The 20326-nt window shown below is 73.8% G+C and carries 17 protein-coding genes; 6 read left to right on the top strand and 11 right to left on the bottom strand.

Annotated features, from left to right (window positions below; all coding sequences use genetic code 11):
* Positions 1-144 precede the first annotated feature (144 nt).
* Together ACZ5NJ_RS31360 and ACZ5NJ_RS31355 are read right to left on the bottom strand one after the other, a co-directional pair.
* Positions 145-297, bottom strand: coding sequence for a hypothetical protein (locus ACZ5NJ_RS31360; RefSeq protein ID WP_468769251.1), 153 nt, complete (start codon positions 295-297; stop codon positions 145-147).
* 14 nt (positions 298-311) lie between these two features.
* Positions 312-1325 (bottom strand): bifunctional lysylphosphatidylglycerol flippase/synthetase MprF, encoded by a 1014-nt coding sequence (locus ACZ5NJ_RS31355; protein WP_468769250.1) that lies wholly within the window; start codon positions 1323-1325, stop codon positions 312-314.
* Between the two features lie 255 nt (positions 1326-1580).
* On the opposite strand from ACZ5NJ_RS31355, the gene ACZ5NJ_RS31350 reads away from it, so the two are divergent.
* From ACZ5NJ_RS31350 to serS, 6 genes are read left to right on the top strand one after another with little or no spacing between them, the layout of a single operon-like run.
* Positions 1581-2720 carry an acyl-CoA dehydrogenase family protein gene (locus ACZ5NJ_RS31350; protein WP_468769249.1) on the top strand — a complete coding sequence of 380 codons (1140 nt, stop codon included), beginning with the start codon at positions 1581-1583 and terminating at the stop codon, positions 2718-2720.
* Between the two features lie 51 nt (positions 2721-2771).
* A complete protein-coding gene (locus tag ACZ5NJ_RS31345; RefSeq protein ID WP_468769247.1) occupies positions 2772-3305 on the top strand; it encodes a hypothetical protein in 534 nt (177 codons plus the stop codon).
* A complete protein-coding gene (locus ACZ5NJ_RS31340) occupies positions 3302-3895 on the top strand; it encodes a flavin reductase family protein (protein ID WP_468769245.1) in 594 nt (197 codons plus the stop codon). The genes ACZ5NJ_RS31345 and ACZ5NJ_RS31340 overlap by 4 nt, the downstream gene beginning before the upstream one ends.
* On the top strand, positions 3892-4875 hold the full coding sequence (locus tag ACZ5NJ_RS31335) for a ferritin family protein (protein ID WP_395510309.1): 984 nt from the start codon (positions 3892-3894) through the stop codon (positions 4873-4875). The genes ACZ5NJ_RS31340 and ACZ5NJ_RS31335 overlap by 4 nt, the downstream gene beginning before the upstream one ends.
* A gap of 5 nt (positions 4876-4880) precedes the next feature.
* A complete protein-coding gene (locus tag ACZ5NJ_RS31330) occupies positions 4881-6359 on the top strand; it encodes an APC family permease (RefSeq protein WP_468769243.1) in 1479 nt (492 codons plus the stop codon).
* 18 nt (positions 6360-6377) lie between these two features.
* Positions 6378-7655 (top strand): serine--tRNA ligase, encoded by a 1278-nt coding sequence (gene serS, locus ACZ5NJ_RS31325; RefSeq protein ID WP_468769241.1) that lies wholly within the window; start codon positions 6378-6380, stop codon positions 7653-7655.
* Here the strand turns inward: serS and ACZ5NJ_RS31320 are convergent.
* The 9 genes from ACZ5NJ_RS31320 to ACZ5NJ_RS31280 are packed head-to-tail and all read right to left on the bottom strand — an operon-like array spanning position 7642 to position 20246.
* Positions 7642-8361: a 4'-phosphopantetheinyl transferase family protein gene (locus tag ACZ5NJ_RS31320; protein ID WP_468769239.1), complete on the bottom strand. Its 720-nt coding sequence runs from the start codon at positions 8359-8361 to the stop codon at positions 7642-7644. The genes serS and ACZ5NJ_RS31320 overlap by 14 nt on opposite strands.
* Before the next feature lie 51 nt (positions 8362-8412).
* A complete protein-coding gene (locus ACZ5NJ_RS31315; RefSeq protein ID WP_468769237.1) occupies positions 8413-9486 on the bottom strand; it encodes a C45 family autoproteolytic acyltransferase/hydolase in 1074 nt (357 codons plus the stop codon).
* A complete protein-coding gene (locus tag ACZ5NJ_RS31310) occupies positions 9483-10088 on the bottom strand; it encodes a GNAT family N-acetyltransferase (RefSeq protein WP_468769236.1) in 606 nt (201 codons plus the stop codon). Before ACZ5NJ_RS31310 ends, ACZ5NJ_RS31315 begins: the two co-directional genes overlap by 4 nt.
* Positions 10089-10091: 3 nt before the next feature.
* Complete coding sequence (locus tag ACZ5NJ_RS31305) at positions 10092-10376, bottom strand: acyl carrier protein (protein ID WP_468769235.1); 285 nt, start codon at positions 10374-10376, stop codon at positions 10092-10094.
* Positions 10369-12099, bottom strand: coding sequence for an AMP-binding protein (locus tag ACZ5NJ_RS31300; protein ID WP_468769233.1), 1731 nt, complete (start codon positions 12097-12099; stop codon positions 10369-10371). The genes ACZ5NJ_RS31305 and ACZ5NJ_RS31300 overlap by 8 nt, the downstream gene beginning before the upstream one ends.
* Positions 12096-15392 (bottom strand): non-ribosomal peptide synthetase, encoded by a 3297-nt coding sequence (locus ACZ5NJ_RS31295; protein WP_468769231.1) that lies wholly within the window; start codon positions 15390-15392, stop codon positions 12096-12098. Before ACZ5NJ_RS31295 ends, ACZ5NJ_RS31300 begins: the two co-directional genes overlap by 4 nt.
* Entirely contained in the window at positions 15389-17677 is a 2289-nt protein-coding gene (locus ACZ5NJ_RS31290; protein ID WP_468769230.1) for a class I tRNA ligase family protein, read from the bottom strand. Before ACZ5NJ_RS31290 ends, ACZ5NJ_RS31295 begins: the two co-directional genes overlap by 4 nt.
* Positions 17674-18918 carry an NAD(P)/FAD-dependent oxidoreductase gene (locus ACZ5NJ_RS31285; protein WP_468769229.1) on the bottom strand — a complete coding sequence of 415 codons (1245 nt, stop codon included), beginning with the start codon at positions 18916-18918 and terminating at the stop codon, positions 17674-17676. The genes ACZ5NJ_RS31290 and ACZ5NJ_RS31285 overlap by 4 nt, the downstream gene beginning before the upstream one ends.
* Complete coding sequence (locus tag ACZ5NJ_RS31280) at positions 18918-20246, bottom strand: lysine N(6)-hydroxylase/L-ornithine N(5)-oxygenase family protein (RefSeq protein ID WP_468769228.1); 1329 nt, start codon at positions 20244-20246, stop codon at positions 18918-18920. Before ACZ5NJ_RS31280 ends, ACZ5NJ_RS31285 begins: the two co-directional genes overlap by 1 nt.
* Positions 20247-20326 lie beyond the last annotated feature (80 nt).

Here is a 20326-nt window from a genome sequence, read left to right as displayed (position 1 = left end):
CACCTGGCGTTGCGGGGAGGGCGCCGGGGGGGGGGGGGGGGAGGATCCCCGGGATCCTCCCCACCACCCCCTCCTTCCTTTCCCCGGGTCCGCGCACGCGGAAGGGCCCCGCCGGCCGTGCCGGCGGGGCCCTTCGCGCGTCCGCTACTCCCCCGCCGCGCGCAGGAGGGCGTCCAGGTGGGTCAGGGCCTCGTCGCAGAGGCGGGCGGCTTCCAGGTCGTCGGGAGCGGCCGCGCAGGCCTGGAAGCGGTCCACGAGCAGCAGGCCCTGGGTGTGGATCTCGTCGGTCGTGGTCATCGGATGCCTCCCTCTCAGACCGCGTTGCAGGCGCGGAAGACGTGGACCAGCGCGGGCAGGCTCGCACCGTGCTGGAAGGCGATGTACTCCGGCAGCACGGCGGAGGGCGCCCACTTCTGCTTGTACTCCAGCTGCGTGCGCGCCGGGTAGATGTGCGCGCCGTGCTCCCAGAGGTGCTCCATGAACCAGTGGAAGCCCCGGCTGTGGCCCGGGAACTGCGGGGCCGTCAGGGAGGTGAAGGGGGTGAAGCCGAAGTGCAGCCAGCGGGTCCCCTCGGCGGTGAACACGTCGATGGCGGCCTTGTTGAGGGCCTCCATCACCCCGGGCGGGGAGTCGGGCTGCCGGCGGCTCAGGTCGTGCATCCAGCCGGGCTGGGGGCCGTAGACGGGGGCGTAGGAGACGTAGCCGATCAGCTCGCCGTCGCGGAGGGCCGCGAAGAGCCGGCGCAGGTGCTGGTAGCGGCCGCCGGTCTGGCCGACGAGGAACTCCAGGGGTTTGACGCCCTCGCCCTTGGTGGAGAGCCAGGCGGTGTCGAGTTCCGCGATCTGCGCGGCGTGGTCGTCGTACGCGACCTCCTTGATCTCCAGGCCGCTGCGCAGGGCGCGGGAGATCTTGTTGCGCAGCTGCATGAACTTCGTGCCGGCCAGGGTGAAGGTCTCCAGGTCGACGGCGTAGGAGGCGCCCATCTGGTTCACGGTGAAGCCCTGGTCGACGTAGATGTCGGCGTCCGCGCCCTGGAGCTGTACGGAGACGATCTCGCGGCCCTGCTCCGCGGCGAAGGCGCGGAACGCGGCCAGCAGGCGGGCGCGGGGGCCGTCCGGGCCGGCGGGGGCGAAGGGGGCGAAGGGGCCGCCGAACTGGACGAGGTAGCGGCCGACGGGACGGTAGACGATCACCCCGGGCCCGTCCGGGAGGCGGAAATAGCTGTTCCCGTCACTGAAGGCGAAATAGGCGCTCGGATTACCGGCGTCCGCATACTGCCGGATGGCGTCGAGCGCGACATCCGTCTCCAGAATCGTTCCGGTCATGTGAATTCCATTCTCGCGGCAGCACTACCGCTACTTATGGCACGGGCCGCCGGGGGCCACAAGGCCGGTCCCGTCCCAGGTCAGCCCTCTGTCAGGGCCAAGTCAGCCGAAGACGCCGGTCAGATGAGCGTCAGGCCTCAGTCAGATGGTGGCTGGAAGACTCTCATTCGCATTCGAGTATCCGAACGCGGAGAATACCGCCGGTTCGGACGCGAAATCCAAGAGAGCCCGAGACAGCCCGAGGAGAACACGGCGATGCGTTCCCTGACGACAGCGCGCGGGATCTGCGAGCAATTCCACGCAGGTCTTCTCGACGCACTCGAAGAGCTGCCGCTCACGGCCCGGGAGGGCGCGGACAGCCCGGTGCTGGAGCTGTACCGCAAGCACGGCGGTCCCGGGCTGCTCGTGCCGGCCGCGTACGGCGGCGCGGCCGCCGGTCCGCTGGAGGCGGTACGGGTGCAGCGGGCGATCGCCTCGCTCTCGCCCTCGCTCGGGGTGGCCACGACCATGCACCACTTCACGGTGGCGATGCTGTTCCGGCTGGCGGAGGCCACCGGCCGGCTGACCCCGGCCCAGCTGAAGCTGATGTCGGCGGTGGCCTCGGACGGGCTGCTGCTGGCGTCCGGCTGGGCCGAGGGGAGGACCGACCAGAACATCCTGGCGCCGTCGGTGGTCGCCGAGCGCACCCCGGGCGGGTACCGGGTCAACGGGGCGAAGAAGCCGTGCAGCCTCTCCGGTTCGATGGACGTGCTCACGGCCAGCGTGCAGGTGACGGAGGAGGACGGGCGCTCCGCCCTCGCGCTGATGCTGATCCCCGCCTCCTCCCCCGGGGTCACGACCCGGCCGTTCTGGGCCACCCCCGTACTGGCCGCCTCGCAGAGCCACGAGGTCCGGCTCACCGACGTGGAGGTCCCCGAGGACCTCGTCATCCACAGCACCCCCGAGGACGCCGACCGGCTCGACGACCTCCAGACCGCCGGGTTCACCTGGTTCGAGCTGCTCGCCACCTCCTCCTACGTCGGCGCCGCGTCCGCGCTGGTCGCGCAGGTGCTGGCCGGCGGGCGGGGCAGCGCCTCCGAACGGGCGCAGCTGGCGGTCCGCATGGACGCGGCGGTCTCCCTCGTGGAGGGCGCGGCCCGCTCGCTGGAGGACGGCACCGGGGGCGACGAGGCGGTGGCGGCGGTGCTGACCGCCCGCTACGCCACCCAGGACCTGCTGTCCCAGACCGTCGACCAGGCCGTGGAGATGCTCGGCGGGATGGCCTACATCCGTTCGGGTGACGTGGCCTACCTGGCCTCCGCGGTGCGCGCCCTGGCCTTCCACCCGCCGTCGCGCGCGAGCGTGGCCGCGGAGCTGGCCGAGTACTTCGCCGGCGGCCCGCTGCGCCTGTCCTGACCCGCCGGCAGCATCCCGTAGCGCGGCCCGCCCGCAGTAAGGACACCCCTCATGGACATCAAGAACCCGGTGGAATCGCCGGTCACCTTCAACCTGCACCGCCTGGAGTACCTGGTCGCGTTCGCCGTGACGATCGGGTTCATCCTGTGGCACTTCCTGGACATCAACTGGTTCGCGGCGATCGGCCTGTTCCTCTACATCGACCTGATCGGCTACATCCCCGGGGCGATCGCCTACCGGCGCAGCGCGAACGGGCAGATCCACAAGGCGTTCTACGTCCTGTACAACACGATGCACAGCCTGCTGAGCGTGGCCGCGGTCGGTCTGCTGTGGATGTGGCTGATCGGGCCCGAGTGGGCGCTGCTGGCCCTGCCGTTCCACGTCTTCGGCGACCGCGGTGTCTTCGGCAACTTCCTCAAGCCGTTCGGGCTGCCCTTCGAACCGGAGGACACCCCGTTGGTGCACCAGGTGACGGCCATGCTGAAGCGCCGCTCGGCCACCGGCGGCCCGGTCCCGCTGCCGTACGACGAGCACCCGGCCACCCTCGCCGCCACCGCCGCCCCGGCCGTCGGGGTGAACCGGTGAGCCGCTACCCCGCCTGGCTGACGGACCGCTCGCCCTCGGCGTCCGCCGAGGGGTACGAGGATCCCGACGCGGCCCGCCTGGCCCTGCGCCGGCTGGCGTCGAGCGTGACGGTGCTGACCGTCAGCCAGGGCGGCGTCCGGCACGGCACCACCGCCAGCGCCGTGGTCACCCTGTCCCGCGACCCCCTGGTCCTGGGTGCCTGCCTGCGGCCCACGTCGACGTTCGCGGCGATGGTCCGCCGGGCCGGCCGCTTCTCGGTCAACGTCCTGGGCTCGGCCCAGCAGGACGTGGCCCGCCGCTTCGCCAATCCGCAGCGGCCGCTCGGCGACGCCCAGTTCGAGGGCTTCGACTGGTCCACCGACCCGCTCTCCGGGGCCCCGCTGATCGGCGGCAGCCTCGCCCACATGGCCTGCCGGGTCCTGGGCTGGCACCAGGTCGGCGACCACGACATGCTCCTCGCCGAGGTCACGGGCGGCTCCCACACCGTCGACTCCCCGATGCTCAGCTTCGCGGGCCGCATGCACAGCGCCTGCGTCACCCCCGCCGCTTCCGTCTCCGTTCCCGCTTCTCCCAGTGAGGTTGTCTCATGACCACCCTTCCGCAGATCCCCGTCGAGGCCGACTGGGACCGCGCGCCCAATCTGCTCGACGGCGCCCAGGAGATGACCCTGACCGCCGAGGAGTGCGACCTGGGGTACTGGCTGTCGGCCGTCGCCCAGGGGACCCTGCGCGGTCGGGCCGAGGCCGGGCACGACGCGGTCACCCCGGCGCACATGCGCGAGGAGGGGCCGCTGCGCGAGGCGCTCGTGCTGGAGCTGGGCAACCGGTCGCTGGCCGAGTCCCGGGCGGTGAACGTGCTGTCCCACTACGTCATCGGCGCGCCCGGCGTCGTCGAGCAGGAGTTCTTCGCCACCCAGGTGATCGACGAGGCCCGGCACGCGATGATCTTCCGCAAGCACCTGGTGGACCTCGGGGTGCCCGAGGCGGGGCTGCTGGAGTTCATCAGGGAGCAGGGCACCGACTACACGCGGCGCGTGCTGAACCCGATCGCCGAGTTCGCCACGACCGTCGTGCGCGACGAGGGCGACTTCATCGGCGCCGTCGCCGTGTTCACCATCGTCATCGAGGGCGTGCTGGCGCCGGCCGCCGAGCTCAGCGAGCGCAAGTGGACCCTGCTGGACCCGGCGGCCGCCGAGATCGCCCGCGGGGCGTCCATCGACGAGATCCGCCACCTGACCGTCGGCAGCTCGATCGTCCGCGACCACCTCGCGCGCAACCCCTCGTACCGGCCCCGGCTGATCGAGCTGATCCGGCGCGGCCGGCAGCTGTGGGACGAGCTGCCGTCGGAGGAGTTCGTGCTGGAGCGCGAGGAGCTGTTCCAGCAGGGCATGTTCGCCCACGCCGAGCTGCTGAGGGACTACGAGGTGTTCCCCGGCTGCAAGCTGCTGGAGACCACCCCGAAGGAGCGCTACGACCTCGCCGAGCGGTGGACCGACGACATGGCCGAGGTGCGGCTGCCGTACATGGGCATCCCGGAGGCCGTCGACCTGATCCGCACCCACCCGAGGTAGCCCCGGTGACCTCCACGATCCCCGCGAGGACGGAGCGGCGGGACACCGCCGCCGAGCCCGGGCTGCGGCGGACGCTGACCACCCCCCGGATCGTCTTCCTGGTGGTCGCCGCGGCGGCGCCCATGTCCGGGGTGGTGGGCTCGGTGCCCCTCGCCTACGCCATCGGCAACGGGGCGGGGGTGCCCGCCACCTTCGCCCTCGCCGGGCTGATACTGCTCTGCTTCTCCGTCGGATACGCGGCGATGAGCCGGCACGTGGTGGGTGCGGGCGGCTTCTACACGTACATCGGCCAGGGGCTCGGCCGGCCCCTGGCCGTCGCGGGCGGGCTGACGGCCGTCCTCGCCTACACGGCGGCCGTCGCCGGCGTGGCCGGGGCCTTCGGGTACTTCGCCGAACTCGTCGCCACCGCCCACGGCCTGCCCGTGCCCTGGCCGGTGTGGACGGGCGCCGCACTGGCCCTGACGGCCGTGATGGGCTACCGGCGGATCGACCTCAGCGCCCGCCTGCTGGCGGTGCTGATGGTCGCCGAGGTGGCGGTGCTGGGGTTGCTCGCGCTGGCCATCGGCGTCCGGCACGGGGCGGACACCCTGCCCGCGGCGGCGTTCGCTCCCGGCACGGTCTTCACCCCCGGGCTCGGGGTGGCGCTGATGTTCGCCCTGATCTCGTACGTGGGCTTCGAGGCGGCCGCGCTCTACGGCGAGGAGAGCCGCGACCCGAAGCGGAGCGTGCCGGTGGCCACGTACGCGTCCGTCGTGCTCATCACCGTGTTCTTCGCGCTGATCAGCTGGGCGGCCGTCGGGGCGATCGGCGCCGGCCGGGTGGCGGAGACGGCCGGGAAGCAGCTGGGGGACCTGTTCTTCCGGCTGTCCGACGACTACCTGGGCGGCTTCGCGACGGGCGTGATGCAGGTCCTGCTGTGCACCAGCCTGTTCGGTGCGCTGCTCGGGCTGCACACCGCCGCCAACCGGTACCTGTTCGTCCTGGGCCGGGAGCGGGTGCTGCCGTCCTCGCTGGCCCGGGTGCACCCGCGGCACGCCTCCCCGCACCGGGCGAGCGTGGTGCTGTCGGTGGCCACGGCCGTGGTCTGCGGCCTGTTCGCGCTCGCGGGCGCGCACCCGTACACCACCCTGGCGACGACCATGCTGGCCCTGGGCACCGTCGGGATCGTCGCCCTCCAGGCGGCGGTGGCGGTGGCGGTGCTGGTGTTCTTCCGCCGGCACCCCGACGCCCACTGGTGGCGGACCCGGCTCGCCCCGGTGCTGGCCCTGGCCGGGCTGGCGGGGGCGCTGTGGCTGCTGCTGGACAACTTCCCGCTGGTCACCGGCACCGACTCCGTGTGGGTCAACCGGATCCCGTGGCTGATGGCCGGCGCCGCGCTCGCCGGGCTCGGCTACGCCTGGTGGCTGCGGGCCCGTGCGCCCGAGCGCTACCGGGCGATCGCGAGCGCCGCCCCTGACGTACCGGAACCGCAGGACATCCCGTAACGAGACCGAGGAGCCGTCATGCACGACCCGCACAGCCTGCTCCAGGACGAGGCGGAGGCCGATCTGGGCCGCCGCGGCTACGTCCTGGACCGGGACGCCCTGCGCACCCTGACCGAACGGCGCGCCCGGCTGATCGCCGAGCGGGACAAGCTGCGGGCCGAGCAGAACCGCTCGGCGAAGGCCGGCGGCCCGCCGGACGCGGCCGCCCGGGCCCGGCTCCAGGAGGCCCGGGAGCGGCTGCGGTCGGTGTCGGAGGAGCTCAAGGGGGTGGAGGACGGGCTCGGTGCGCTGCTGCCGACCGTCCCGAACCGCCCGTACGCCGACGTGCCCGACGGGACCGAGCAGGACCCGCCGGTGGTGCGGCGGGTCTGGGGGGAGGTGCCCGGCTTCGATTTCGCACCGCTCGACCACGTGGACGTCGGCACCCGGCTGGGGATCCTCGACCCGGTGCGCGCCGCCAAGCTGTCGGGCTCGCGCTTCGCGGTGACCCGGGGGGCGGGGGCCCGGCTGGAGCGGGCGCTGGCCGCGTTCCTGCTGGACCTGCACACCACGGAGCACGGGTACACCGAGCACGGGGTGCCGCACCTGGTCAGCCGGGAGACGATGACGGGGACCGGGCAGCTGCCGAAGTTCGAGGACGACCTGTTCCTGACGAACGCCGCCGACCGCGACCTGCTGCTGATCCCGACGGCGGAGGTGCCGCTGGTCAACCTCTACCGGGGCGAGACCCTCCAGGAGGACCGACTCCCGCTCGCGCTCACGGCGTTCACGCCCTGCTACCGGGCGGAGGCGGGCTCGTACGGGCGGGACACCCGGGGGCTGGTGCGGCTGCACCAGTTCGAGAAGGTGGAGCTGGTGCGGATCTGCCACCCCGACCGGTCCGCGCAGGAGCTGGAGCTGCTCACCGGGCACGCCGAGACGGCGCTGCGGCGGCTGGGGCTGGCGCACCGGGTGGTGGAGCTGCGTGCCGGGGACCTGGGGTTCGCGGCGCGGCGCACCTATGACATCGAGGTGTGGCTGCCGGGCCAGGGGACCTACCGGGAGATCTCCTCCTGCTCGGACTGCGGCGACTTCCAGGGCCGGCGGGCCGGCATCCGGGTGCGCGGCCGGGACGGGCGCAAGGCCTTCGCGGCCACGCTGAACGGTTCGGCGCTGCCGGTGGGCCGCACGCTGGTGGCGGTCCTGGAGCAGTACCAGCGTGCGGACGGCTCGGTGGCCGTGCCGCCCGCGCTGGTCCCGTACACCGGCTTCTCGGCGATCGCCCCCGACGGCTCGCCGGTGGTCAGCGCCGCCTGACGCCCGCGGCCCGCGTCGGTGATCCCACGGGGTCGTCGGCGCGGTCCGGCCAGGTCAGGACGGTCACCGGGGGGAGTTCCCGGGACACGAACGCGGTCATCGCCCACGGGCAGTCCTGCCGGGTGGGCTGGAGCGCGGTGTGTCCGTGCCAGGGCCGTACGCCGTGCCCGCTGATCCCGCGCAGGGTGACGGACCCGTCGGGCCCGAAGGCCAGGTCCACCTCCCGGGCGCCGTCGGCCAGTCCGCGCCCGGTGGCCTTGACGGCCGCCTCCAGCAGGGTCCAGGCGTGGAAGAAGGTGTCGGCGCCGACCCCGTCCGGGACGCCGGGGTAGACGAAGGTGAGCACGTCGAGGCTGCTGGTGGCCGGGCGGACCAGCTCCACGTCGACCCCGATGGGCCCGGTCTCGGTGGCGCCGAGCAGCAGCAGCCCGTCGGAGCGGGACCAGCTGACATGCGTACCGGGCTGGTCGGGCAGGTAGGGCTTGCCGGCGGGGTCGTAGTGGATGCGCAGGTCGTGCGCGGCGAGCCCGAGCCGCTCGGCCAGCAGCCGGCGGACGGTGAGGCGGGCCCGGAAGAAGCGGTGGGCGGCGCGGGCGTGGACGAACTCGGCGCCGCGCCGCAGCTCCTCCTCGGTCAGGCCCTCGGGGTAGTGCGCGCTGATGTCTTGGGGGGCGACCTGGTCGAGGTCGACCAGCCATGCGTCCATCGTGCTCCTTTCTCTGGCACGGCCCTCCCCGGCCCAGGAAGGGACGCCGGCCTACAGGCCGAAGACGCGGGTGCGGGAGCGTGCGGGGTCGCCCGGGCGGAGGTGGAGGCGGCCGGACGCGGGGAGCATGACGGCCGCGGCGACGGTGCGTTCGGCGCGGATGTCCCCGCGGTCGGGGACGCGCAGGGGCGGCGTGGACAGGAGGGCCAGGTGGTCCTCGGGGGTCGCGGTGGCGGGGAGTGCGGCCAGGCCTTCGGCGGCCGCGTGGAGGCGGCGCAGCGAGGAGTTGCGGGCGAAGACGTTGAGTTCGTCGGCGGGGGCGAAGTCCGGGTGGAGGTAGTGGTTGGTGTGGGTGAGCCCGGCGGGGGAGGTGGCCTCGGTGACGCGGAGGTCGCCGTCGAGGTGCTCCACGTACAGGGCCCGCCCGGGGTCGCAGAGCATCAGGGAGCGGGAGCTCGCCAGGGGCAGGTCGGCGAGGATCTTGAGGGCCTGGCCGGTGTCGGCGGCGGTGTCGAGGAGGTGGCGGATGGCCAGGTACGGGGGGACGCCCGGGCCCCAGGTGCCGCCGAGGACCAGGTTCAGTCCGACGGCGAGGCCGTCGCTGTTGAGGCCGAGGTAGCCGAGGAGGCCGGCGAAGCTGAGGACCAGGGAGCGGCGGGCGGTGCCGGCGCGGGCGATCTCCAGGACGCTGACGTGGGTGTCGAGGTCGCCGCTGAGGTCGACGGTCTGGGCGAGGACGGGCGGGCCGGCGCCGGGGCCGGTACGGGCGTACGTGGTGCAGTCCCCGCCGGTGCGGATCTTGGAGTAGCCGAGGATCTCGCGGCGCAGCTGGAGCAGCCAGGCCTCGTCCTCGGAGGTGCCGGCGCCGTCGGCGAGGCCGGCGACCTCCTCGGCGAGGTCGGGCAGGCATGCGGTGACGGCCCTGCGGTGGGCGGCGATGGCCGGCAGCAGGGCGGGGAGGGCCAGGGGTGCGGGGACGAGGTGGTTGAGGCGGGCCAGGCCGTCGTCGAGGAAGGCGCGCAGGGGCCCGGAGAGGGCCGCGCCGTGGGCGCGGCCGATCTCGTACGGGGTGCCGCAGGCCCGTATGTGGCTGATGCCGGGGCCTGCGGGGGCGGGGTCGCTCATGCCGGTACGGCCTTCTTGGGGCCGCGCGCGAGGTGCGCCCGGACGGCGGGCCATTCGGCGCGCAGGATGCTGTAGAAGACGGCGTCGCGGCGGCGGCCTCCGGGCATGTAGTTGAAGCTGCGCAGGACGCCTTCCTCGGTGGCGCCGATGTTGGCGAGGCCGCGGCGGGCCTGGACGTTGAGGACGTCGGTCTTGAACTCGGCGCGTTCGGCGCCGAGCACCTCGAAGGCGTGTTCCAGGAGGAGGGCCTTGGCCCAGTGGTTGACGCCGCGGCCGCGGAAGTCGCGGCCGAGCCAGGACCAGCCGAGTTCCAGGCGGCGGTCGGCCTCGGCCATGTTGCCGAAGCTCATGCTGCCGGCGATGCGGCCGCTGTCCTTGTCGGTGAGGGTGAAGACGGTGCGGCGGCCGGCGGCGTGGTCGGCGAGGTTGGCGTCGAAGAAGGCCTCGAAGTCGGCGTCGGTCTCGACGGCGGCGACGAAGTAGCGCCAGATGTCGGGGTCCATGGCCACGGCCCGGACGCCCTCGCGGTCGGCGCCGGTGATCGGGGTGAGGCGCACCCGGTCGTTCTCCAGGACGGCGGCGGCGTGCTCGGTCCAGCTCATGGTTCAGGCTCCGGTGGTGGTGGCGTGGTGGTGGCGGGCGAGGGCGGCGACGACGTCGCGGAGGGTCTTCATGTCGGCGAGGTCGTGCTCGGTGAAGTGGGCGAGGTCCACGCCGGTCTCCTCGCAGACCTCGGTGAGGAAGAGGACCTTGTTGAGGGAGGTCAGCCCGTAGGCGGCGACCATGTCGGCGTCGGGGTCGATCTCCTCCGCGGGGACCTCGGGGACCAGGACGAGGGCGAGCTGGTCGCGGGCCGCGTCTTCGAGGGTGGTGTCGGTGGTGTCAGGCATGGATTCCGGCCTCCTGGGAGTGCAGCGGGGCGTGGTAGGCGGCCCGGATGTCGGGGCGCTTCGGCTTGTACTGGGAGGTCAGCAGGCCGCCCTCGATGCTGAACGGCGGGTCGGCGACGAGGACGCGGCTGATGCGCTCGTCGGGGGTGGTGGCGGCGTTGACGGCGGCGAGGCGGGCGGCGATGGCGCGGTGGTCGGCGGGCTGCGCGGCCGGGGAGACCACGGCGACGAGGTCCGTCTGGGTGGGGCTGAACAGGACGCATTCGGCGATGGCCGGGTCGGCGCGCATCAGTTCCTCGATGGGCCGGACGATGACCTTCCTGCCGTTGTCGAGGACGATGACGTCGTCGGCGCGGCCGTGGACGAAGAGGTAGCCGTCCTCGTCGAGGTGGCCGAGGTCGCCCGTGCGGACGGTGCCGTCGGGGGAGAAGACCTTCTCGGAGTCGCCGGGGCGGGCGTAGGCGTAGTGGTTGTTGACGGGGTGGGTGCTGCGGACGCTGATGACGCCGTCCTCGCCGATCAGCACCTCCTTGCCGCGGACGGCCCGGCCGACGCTGCCCTCGCGGTGGGCGCCGGGGTGGTTCTTGGTGACGATGCAGGTCTCGTTGAGGCCGTAGCCCTCGTAGAGGGGAAGGCGGGCCTCGTCGTCGAAGAAGCGCAGCACGGCCGGGGAGGCGGGGGCGGAGCCGGTCCACAGGTAGCGGATCCGGTCGCCGAACAGGGCGCGGGCGGCCTGTTCGGGGCTCTGGCCGGGGGTGCGGCGCAGGCGGGCGCCGATCTGGCGGCGGGCGGTCTCGTAGAAGGCGGGGACGCCCATGACGACGGTGGGGCGGACGCGGCGCAGGGCGGCGAAGGCCGCCTCGTAGGTGGTGATGGTGACGTCGTGGCCGTGGAGGAGGGCGGAGTAGACCCAGTAGCGCTGCTGGAGGAGGGAGAGGGGCAGGAAGACGAAGAGGTGGTCGTCGGGGGTGTGTTCGAAGATCTCCTGGACGGCGGTGAGGGAGCTGTCGATGCTGCCGGCGGTGGCGCCGAGGCCCTTGGGGACGCCGGTGCTGCCGGAGGTGAACTTGATGGTGGTGACGGCGTCGGTGGTCCAGGTGACGGGCGGGAGGGGCGGGGCGTCGGGGACGACGCCGGGCTCGGTGAGGGCCAGGAGCCCGTCCATGGGGAGGACGCCGGGGACTCCGCCGGTGGGCTGGTCGGTGAAGAGGAGGTCCAGGTCGTAGCGGGCGGCGAGGTCGGCGGAGGGGGTGAACTTGCCGGGTTCCAGGCCGGCGGTCTGCGCGCCGAGCCGCAGGGCGGCCAGGTCGAGGAGGACCCATTCCAGGCTGTTGGCGGCGAGGATGCCGATGCGGTGGGAGGGGCCCGTGCCGTGGGTGCTCCGCAGGTGGCGGGCCAGGCGGTCGGCGCGGGTGTGGAGTTCGTGGAGGGGGAGGGTGCGGGTGCCTTCCAGGCGGGCGACGTGGAGGTGGCCGGTCGCCGGGGGCGGGCCGTCGACGATGCGGCGGATCGTCTCCGGTGCGGTGGGCTCCGCCGGGGGTGCGGTCGGTTGGGTGCGGGTCGGCTCCGCCGGGGGTGTGGTCGGTTGGGTGCCGGTCGGGTGGGGCTGGGCGCGCAGTTCCCCGCGCCCCTGGGGGGTGGGCGTGACCGGTTCCGTGCCGGTCCGGTGGGGCTGGGCGCGCAGTTCCCCGCGCCCCTGGGGGGTGGGCGGCCGGGTGGTCATCGGTTGTCCTTCGGCATGAGGGCTGCCGCCATCGCGCGGACCGTGGGGAGTTCCGCGAACTGGTCCAGGGTGAGGGTGACGCCGAAGCGCTTGCGGGTCGCCGTGAGGATGCGGGCCGCCGCGATGGAGTCGCCGCCGAGGGAGGTCAGGGTGTCCAGGGCGCCGACGTCGGGGCGGCGCAGCACCGTGGACCAGATGTCGCAGAGGATCTTCTCCGCCTGGGTGGCCGGGGCGCTGCCGCCCGGGGCGGCGGCGGCCGTGGCGGGCGCCTGGGCGGCGAGGGCGGCCAGCCGGGTGCGGTCCACCTTGCCGTTGCGGGTCAGGGGGAGCTCCTCGTGCCAGAACACGGCCGCCGGGAGCATGTAGTCGGGGAGGTCGGCGCGCAGGGCCCGGCGGATCTCCGTGAGGTGGGGGCGGTGGCCGCCGGCGGGGACCAGGTGGGCGATGAGCCGGTTGCCCTGGGGGGCGACGACCGCCCGGGAGACCTCGGCGAGGGCCGCGAGCCGGGTCTCGACCTCGCCCGCCTCGATCCGGTAGCCGTTGATCTTGATCTGGAAGTCGCTGCGGCCCAGGATCTGGATGCTGCCGTCGGGCAGGTAGCGGCCGAGGTCGCCGGTGCGGTACATGCGCTCCCCGCGCCCGGTGTCCTCGTAGAACCGCTCGGCGGTGCGCTCCGGGTCGCCCCAGTAGCCGCGGGCCAGGCCCGTGCCGGCGGCGGTGATCTCGCCGGTGACCCAGTCGGGGGCGTCGCAGCCGTGGCGGTCGAGGACGTAGGCGCGGTTGTTGGAGTTGGGGCGGCCGTACGGGATCGAGGCCGAGCCGTCCTCGTCCTCTCCCACCGGGTGGAGGATGTTCCAGACGGTGGTCTCGGTGGGGCCGCCGAGGGAGACCACCTCCAGGCCGGGCATCAGCGCGCGCAGCTGCGCGGGCAGGGCGGGCGGGATCCGGTCGCCGCTCATCAGGACCAGCCGCAGCCCGGGCGGTACGTCCCCGTCGGAGCGGGCCTGGCCGTGCAGCAGGCCGACGATGGCGGGGACGGAGTTCCACACGGTGACCCCGTAGAGCCGGCACAGTTCGAGCCAGTGCGCGGGGTCGGCCGTCTTGTCGCGGTCGGGCATGACGAGCGCGGCGCCGGCCGAGAGGGCGCCGAAGACGTCCCAGACGGACAGGTCGAAGTGGAAGGCGCTGACGGCCATGAACCGGTCCTCGGCGGTGATCCCGAAGCGTTCGCGGCAGTCGGCGACGAGGTTGGCGACGCTGCGGTGGCTGACCATGACGCCCTTGGGGGCGCCGGTGGTGCCGGAGGTGTAGAGGACGTACGCGAGGTCGTCGGGGTGGGATCCGGGGAGCCGGTCGGGGAGTTCGGCGCGGCCGGAGCAGGGCCGGGTGAGGTCGAAGGCGGCGACGGTGTCGTCGGAGGGCCGGCCGGAGTTGGTGAGCACGCACCGCACCCTGCCGTCGGTGAGCATGTACTGCTGCCGGGCGGCCGGCAGGGCGGCGTCCACGGGCAGGTAGGCGGCTCCGGCGAGGACGGTGGCGAGGATCCCGACGATCTGCTCCGGGCCCCGGTGGCAGACGAGGCCGACGAGGTCGCCGCGGCCGATGCCCTGGGCGCGCAGCCAGGTGGCGGCGGTGGCGGCCCGGTGCAGGAGTTCGCCGTAGCTGACGGTCCGGCCGGAGGTGAGGATCGCGGGCGCGGCGGGGGTGCGGGCGGCGCGGGCGACGATGGCGTCGCCGAGCATCTCGTCGGGCAGGGCGACGGCGGTGTCGTTGGCGGCGGCGCGGCGCTCGCGCTGGGCGGGCGGCAGCAGGTCGAAGGAGCGGCGCTGCCAGGAGGTCTCGTCGACGAGGGTTTCCAGGAGGGTGCGGTAGCCGTGCGCGAGGTCGTCGAGGAGGCCCTCGCAGAAGAGTTCGTCGATGCCGTCGAGCTGGACGACGAGCGCGCCGTGCTGCTCCATGGCGAAGGCGTTGAGCCACACCTGGGGGGTCTGGCTGACGGTGTAGACCTCCTTGCCGAAGAGTTCCAGGGCGGAGCCGTCGACCTCGCTGCTGACGTGTCCGATGGCGCTGTTGAAGGTGTACGGCATGCGCGCGCCGGTGACCCCGCCCCGGCGGACGGCGAGTTCGCGCAGGACCTCGACGCCGGAGTGGTGGCGGTGGTCGATGTCGGTGTGCAGCCGGGCCTGGAGGAGCTGGGCGCGTTCGGCGAAGGTCAGCCGGCGGTCGACCTCGGCCTCGACGAGGAGGGTGTCGGAGAACTGGCCGATGGCCTCGAAGACGCGGGGGTGGACGGGCGGGCGGTGGGCGACGGTGGTGGTGAGGGTGAACCGCTCCCCCGCGCCCCAGGCGGCGAGGGTTTCGGCGTACGCGGCGAGGAGCAGGGCGGAGGGGGTCAGGCCGGCGGCGGCGGCGCGCTCCTTGAGCGCGGTCCAGGCGGTCGGCTCCAGGGTGACGCGGCGCGGGGTGAAGCGGGTCTCGGTGAGGGCGGCGGGGCTGGTGCGCAGGGGCAGGTCGGGGTGGGGGGCGAGGTCGTCGGCGCGCTCGGCCCAGTAGGCGCGGGAGCGGCGGGCGGGGGCCTTGTCGCGGGCGGCTTCGAGGGCGGCGAGGTAGTCCTCGTAGGGGAGTTCGTCGTGGACGTCGGCGCCGGGGCTCTGGTAGGCGTGCCACCAGGCGCGGAAGAACAGGAACATGCTGATGCCGTCCATGACGAGTCCGTCGTGGCCGACGTGGAGGAGCATCCTGTCGTCGTCGAGGATGGTGGCGTCGACGGTGATCAGGGGGGCCTGGTCGGCGGGCAGGACCTGGTGGGAGCGCATGTCGCGGAGCTGGGCGCGGATGGCGTCCTGCTGGCGGGGGGTGTGGGAGCGCAGGTCGAGGACGCCGATGCGGGGGGCGTGGTCGCCGTATTCGGTGGCCTGGCGTTCGTCGGACAGGAAGCGGGAGCGCAGGCCGCTGTGGGCGGCGATCACCGTGTCGAGGGAGGACTGGAGCCGGTCGATGTCCCAGTCGCCCTCGATCTCGTGGAAGACGTGGCTGGAGACGTCGCCGACCTCGAAGATCCCGCTGCGGCCGAGGTAGTAGCTGCGCTGGAGGGGCGTGAGGGGGAAGCCGGGACCGTGGTCGGCCTCGCGCTCCAGGTGGGCGACGAGGGCGGGCTTGGCGGCCTTGACGCGGGCGATGAACGCGGGGTCCATCCGCTCGCGGTTGCCCGTCAGGCGCAGGTCGCCGTCGGCGAGGGTGACGGTCAGCCCGCGGTCGGCTATCTCGCGCAGGATGTGGCGGTGCTGGTTCATCGGGCCTCCCCCGAGGTCAGGGCGGCGACGGCGGAGGGCTCGGCGCGCTCGGCGATGACGGCGGCGAGTTCCGCGAGGGTGCCGCCGTGCAGGAGTTCGTCCATGGACAGGTCGACGTCGAGGGCGTCGAGGATCTGGTACTGGACGGTGACGGCCTGGAGGGAGCCGGCCGCGAGCTGGGTGAGGGTGCGGTGGGCGATCCGCTCGTCGGCGCCGAGCCGCAGGGCGGTGCGGGCGATCTCGGCGAGCCAGGGGGTCAGGACGGGCTCCGCCGCGTCGCCGGCGTCCGGGGACGGCTGGAAGAAGACGGCGTCGGCGAGGTCGACGGCGGCGCCGGGGGTGAGGAGTTCGACGGTACGGGGCCACGCGCGCGGGGTGTCGAGGCCGAGGGCGGCGGCCAGGCGGGCGGCGAAGCGGGGCATGACGGGGGCGGCGGCGTGCGCGAGGAGGCGGGCGGCGGCCAGTTCGAGGGCGAGGGCGGTGCGGTTCTCGTCCTCCCAGCCGGGGGTGTCGGTGAGGAGGCCCTCGGCGCGGGTGAAGCGGACGGTGTCGCGGACGATGCCGTCGAGTTCGGCGGCGGCCTGGTTGAGGGAGAAGGAGTCGTTGCCGAGGGCGCCGGTGACGGCGTTCAGGCGGGTGCCGAGGCGGGCGAGGAAGGCGGTGTGCTCGGGGGTCCAGTTCCCGGCGTCGGGGGCGCGGCCGCCGTGGTGCTTGGCGACGCGGGCGCCGAGGTCGGTGAGCCACTGCTGCCAGGTGCCGATGAGGGTGTCGGCGAGGGTGGCCTCGTAGGCGGCGCGCCGGAAGTCGGTGCGGGTGCCCTCGGGGCGGGTGGCGGCGAGGAAGTAGCGGACGGCGTCGACGGTGTCGGGGGTGAGGACCTCCTTGCCCCAGATCGCGTGCCGGCGGCTGGTGGAGAACTTCTCGCCCTCCAGCAGGTAGAACTCGTTGACGTGGTAGTCGATGTCGGGGGTCCAGCGGGGGTGGGCCAGCTGGTAGAGGACCGGGTAGAGCACGGAGTGGTAGAAGCTGTTGTCGTAGCCGAAGAAGTGGACGATCTTCCAGTCGGCGGAGGGTTCCGCGGCCCGCCAGGGGCGGCCGAGGCGGGCGCCCAGGGACTGGATGCCGTGCAGGAACCCGTAGCTCATCTCGGGCCAGACCCAGATGACCTGCCCGTCGGTGTCGCGCTCGCGGGGGGCGACGCCCCAGCCGGAGGGGTGGGTGAGGGGGAGGTCGAGGGTGGGGCGGCGGAAGAGCCGGTCGGCGAGTTCGCGCAGTCGGGCGGGGACGCGGCCGCGCCGGTGGTGGGCGCGGACGTCGCCGGCGTAGGCGTGCAGGGGCAGGGTCCAGCGGGCGGCGGGGCCCGGGCGGGGCGCGCTGCCGGTGAAGGCGGAGCGGGGGTCGGCGAGGTCGGCGACGGTGTTGGGTTCGCCGCACTCCTCGCACAGGTTGCCGGAGGTGGCGGCGCCGCAGCCGGGGCAGCCGCCGGTGACGTCGGCCTCGTAGAGGTACTCGCCGGTGAGGGCGTCGTAGAGGGCGTCGTGGGCGGCGACGTCGATCTCGCCGGAGGCGACGATCCGGCTGAAGAAGTCCCTGAGGCCGTCGGGGTAGCCGGGGTCCTGGTCGGTGACGGTGTACTGGTCGAGGGGTATGTCCATCAGCCGCAGGGTTTCGGCGATCTCGGCGCTGTAGTGGGCGGCGGTCTCGGCGGGGGTGCGGCCGCCCCGGCGGGCGGCGCCGAGGACGTAGCTCTGGTAGTCGTCGCTGCCGGTGAGGTGGTAGGCCTCGGTGCCGTTCATGCGCTGGAAGCGGGTGAAGGCGTCGGCGCCGAGGTAGGGGCCGGCGAGGTGGCCGAGGTGCAGGTCGCCGTTGGGGGTGGGCGGGGTGGAGAAGACGAAGACGGGGCGGTCGCCGAAGCCGGTGCGCACGGGTGCGGAGGCGGCGCGCGCGGCGCGTTCGGCGTCGCGCCAGTACTGGGTGAAGAACACCAGGTCGGTGCCGTTTCCGGCGTCGTCCTGCGGGCCGGTGTTCACCAGGACGTGCGACTCGAAGGGTTCGAAGAGGACGACGGTGCCGGGGACGGCCTCGTGGCGTTCGCCGTCGATGACGAACTCGCCCCGGCCGGAGACGATGACGAACAGTTCGGTCTCGTCGTGGTGGTGGTCGTCGGTGGCCCGGCCGGGGGCGACCCGGCCCCATCCGGCGCCGGTCCCGAGGCCCCGCACCCCGCTCATGTCGATGCCGAACGCCTGTTCCAGCACGTCGTCGTCATAACGCGCGATGATCATGTCGTGGCCTTTCGCGGGGACGGGAGGGAGGGGATCAGGTCCGCGGCGCGGGCGGCGAGCGCCGGCGCCAGGCGGTAGCCGGAGCCGCCGGCGGCGCCCGCGAAGAGGAGCCGGCCGTAGGGGTCGAGGGCGGTGGCCAAGGGCGTCCCGCCGGGCCCGTACGCGTCGCAGAACACCCGGCCCGACCGGCAGTGGGCGGCCAGGGCGGGGGCGTAGCGGGTGAGCAGGGCGCGGCCTTCGCGCAGGTGGGCGGCGGTGAGGGCCGGGTCGACGGTGGCGGGGTCGGGGTCCCATTCGGGGCAGGTGTAGCTGAGCAGCCAGTGGCCGCGGTGGTGGAAGGGCAGCAGGAAGGCGTCCTCCTCGTGCAGGACGACCGCCCGGTCCCCGGGGGCGGGCGGGACGTCCACGTGCAGGGCGACGACCTTCTTGACGCGGGCTCCCAGCGGGGCGACGAGCTCGCGCCAGGCGGGCTGGTCCAGCCAGGGGCCGGGGGCGATGACCACGTGCCCGGCGGCGAGGGTGGCGCCGCCGCTCAGGGTGAGGCGGGCGCCTCCGGGACCGGCGGCGGCGGTCTCGACGCGGACGCCCTCGCGGAAGGAGACGGCGGGGCGCAGTTCGGCGGCGAGGAGCTGGGTGAGGGTGTGGACGTCGGCGTACTGGCAGCCGTCGCCCTCCCAGGCGCCGTAGCCGTTCGGCAGGGCGGGGACGCAGGGAGGCAGTTCGCCGGTCCAGCGGAGTTTGGCCTCCGGCAGGTAGGCCTCGCGGAGGGCCTCCTCGGCGGGCTCGGGTGCGAGGACGGTCATGTCGAGGGGGTGGATGGGCAGGTCGGGGCGGGCGGCGTGGAGGTCGGCGTAGAAGCGCTCGCTCTCGGCGGCCAGGGCCCGGACGGTGTCGTCGGCCCCGCGCGGCAGGTGCAGTCCGGCGGAGCGGCGGGTGGCGCCGGAGCCGATCAGGTCCCGGTCGAGGACGGTGACGGTGGCGGCGGGGTCGCGGGAGAGGACCTCGCGGGCGATGAGCACGCCGAGTATCCCCGCGCCGACGACGGCGACGTCGACCCGCGCCCCGGCCGGCCCGCCGGCGTGCGGGGCGGTGGTGCGGTAGGCGGGGGCGGCGGTGGGGTCGGCGCCCGGGGTGGCCGGGGCGGTGGCGGGCCGGGGGGCCGGGGGCCGGGGGGCCGGGGGCGGGGTGGCCTCGGGGTCGGTGGTCAGGGGGCGGCAGGTGCCGGTGCGGTCCGTGGTCATCAGGCGGTCCACCGTTCGTCCTGGGGGGTCTTGGAGGACCACTCGATGAAGGAGGGGAGCTGCTCGTCCCCGCGTACGCCGCACAGCCGGTCGGCGATGCGCCGGCTGCGCCAGGCGTTGAGGCTGAGGTTGGGGTCGGCGAGGCCGCGCTGGCCGCGGACCCCGTTCTGGACGAAGATCCGGCGGTCGGCGGGCCCGTCCCAGCGGACGGCGTAGTCCTCGTCGACGCGCAGTTCCTCGCCCTCGCGCTCCAGGCGCCCGGCGAGCGGGGCGAGGAACTCGGTGGCGGCGGGCCGGTAGCCGGTGGCCCAGACGACGACGTCGGTGTCGAACCTCTCGACGGCCTCCGTCTCCTGGGTGTGCCGGGCGCGGACCTCCCAGCCGCCGAACTGGCCGGGCCGGACGTCGAAGACCTCGCGGCCGGGGTGCAGGGCGACCAGGTCCTCGTTGCCGTCCACGAACCGGTGCATGTAGATGCCCTGGTAGATCTCGCGGAGCGTGGACTCGGAGATCCCGTCGCTGCTGAGGACGTTGCGGGAGTTCAGCGCCTGGCGGCGCTCGCGCGGGAGCCCGTAGAAGTAGTCGGCGTGGCTGGGCATGTAGTAGTCGTTGGTGAAGGGCGAGTCGTCGATGGGGAGGTAGTTCTGCCGCCGCGAGATCCACGAGACCCGGCGGGGCAGGTCCCAGCCGCCCCGGGAGATCAGGTCGAGGAAGGCCTCGGCGCCGGACTGGCCGCCGCCGATGACCACGACCCGCTTGCCGCCGACGTCCTGCGCGTTGGCCATGTAGTCGCTGACGTGGAACTGGGTGGGGCCGAGCTGGTGCTCCCCCAGCGGCGGCACCCAGGGCCGGCTGCCGACCCCGACGACGACGTTCTCGGCGGTGACGGTGCGGCGTGCGGTGCGGACCGTGAACACCCCGGGTCCGTCGTCGAAGTCGACCTCCTCCACGCCTTCGCCGAAGACGACGTTCTCGTTGCGGCGGCTGGCCCAGGCGAGGTAGTTGCGGAACTCCAGCCGGGGCACGTCGTCGAACCGGGCGTTGAGGAAGTGGTAGACCCGGCCCTTGGCGTGCAGGTAGGAGAGGAAGGAGAAGGGGTTGGCGGGGTCGGCCAGGCTGACCAGGTCCTTGAACTGGGAGACCTGGAGGCCGGCGCCCGGGATCTGCTGGCCGTCGTGCCAGCCGAAGGACTCCTTGCGGTCGAGGAAGAGATTGGGTACGTCCGGCCTGCTGTGCAGCAGGGACGCCAGGCTGAGGTTGGCCGGGCCCACGCCGACTCCCACGCAGCGGAAGTGCGTGATGCCCGGCCGGAAGCTCTCGTGCCCCATGGTTCGGAACCTCTCGTTCGATGTGCGGTGGCTGAGGTGAGGGGGAAGTGGGGTGAGGGAGGGGTGGGTGAGGGAGCGTC

This window comes from Streptomyces sp. NPDC032091 (assembly GCF_055580265.1).
Note: the sequence above shows the minus strand (reverse complement) of the source record. Positions and strands in the feature narration are given on the sequence as shown.

What these genes read in the sequence shown, in the direction of transcription:
- ACZ5NJ_RS31360 (WP_468769251.1), bottom strand. Translation starts at nt 297, where the DNA reads ATGACCACGACCGACGAGATCCACACCCAGGGCCTGCTGCTCGTGGAC.
- ACZ5NJ_RS31355 (WP_468769250.1), bottom strand. Translation starts at nt 1,325, where the DNA reads ATGACCGGAACGATTCTGGAGACGGATGTCGCGCTCGACGCCATCCGG.
- ACZ5NJ_RS31350 (WP_468769249.1), top strand. Translation starts at nt 1,581, where the DNA reads ATGCGTTCCCTGACGACAGCGCGCGGGATCTGCGAGCAATTCCACGCA.
- ACZ5NJ_RS31345 (WP_468769247.1), top strand. Translation starts at nt 2,772, where the DNA reads ATGGACATCAAGAACCCGGTGGAATCGCCGGTCACCTTCAACCTGCAC.
- ACZ5NJ_RS31335 (WP_395510309.1), top strand. Translation starts at nt 3,892, where the DNA reads ATGACCACCCTTCCGCAGATCCCCGTCGAGGCCGACTGGGACCGCGCG.
- serS (WP_468769241.1), top strand. Translation starts at nt 6,378, where the DNA reads ATGCACGACCCGCACAGCCTGCTCCAGGACGAGGCGGAGGCCGATCTG.
- ACZ5NJ_RS31320 (WP_468769239.1), bottom strand. Translation starts at nt 8,361, where the DNA reads ATGGACGCATGGCTGGTCGACCTCGACCAGGTCGCCCCCCAAGACATC.
- ACZ5NJ_RS31315 (WP_468769237.1), bottom strand. Translation starts at nt 9,486, where the DNA reads ATGAGCGACCCCGCCCCCGCAGGCCCCGGCATCAGCCACATACGGGCC.
- ACZ5NJ_RS31310 (WP_468769236.1), bottom strand. Translation starts at nt 10,088, where the DNA reads ATGAGCTGGACCGAGCACGCCGCCGCCGTCCTGGAGAACGACCGGGTG.
- ACZ5NJ_RS31305 (WP_468769235.1), bottom strand. Translation starts at nt 10,376, where the DNA reads ATGCCTGACACCACCGACACCACCCTCGAAGACGCGGCCCGCGACCAG.
- ACZ5NJ_RS31300 (WP_468769233.1), bottom strand. Translation starts at nt 12,099, where the DNA reads ATGACCACCCGGCCGCCCACCCCCCAGGGGCGCGGGGAACTGCGCGCC.
- ACZ5NJ_RS31295 (WP_468769231.1), bottom strand. Translation starts at nt 15,392, where the DNA reads ATGAACCAGCACCGCCACATCCTGCGCGAGATAGCCGACCGCGGGCTG.
- ACZ5NJ_RS31290 (WP_468769230.1), bottom strand. Translation starts at nt 17,677, where the DNA reads ATGATCATCGCGCGTTATGACGACGACGTGCTGGAACAGGCGTTCGGC.
- ACZ5NJ_RS31285 (WP_468769229.1), bottom strand. Translation starts at nt 18,918, where the DNA reads ATGACCACGGACCGCACCGGCACCTGCCGCCCCCTGACCACCGACCCC.
- ACZ5NJ_RS31280 (WP_468769228.1), bottom strand. Translation starts at nt 20,246, where the DNA reads ATGGGGCACGAGAGCTTCCGGCCGGGCATCACGCACTTCCGCTGCGTG.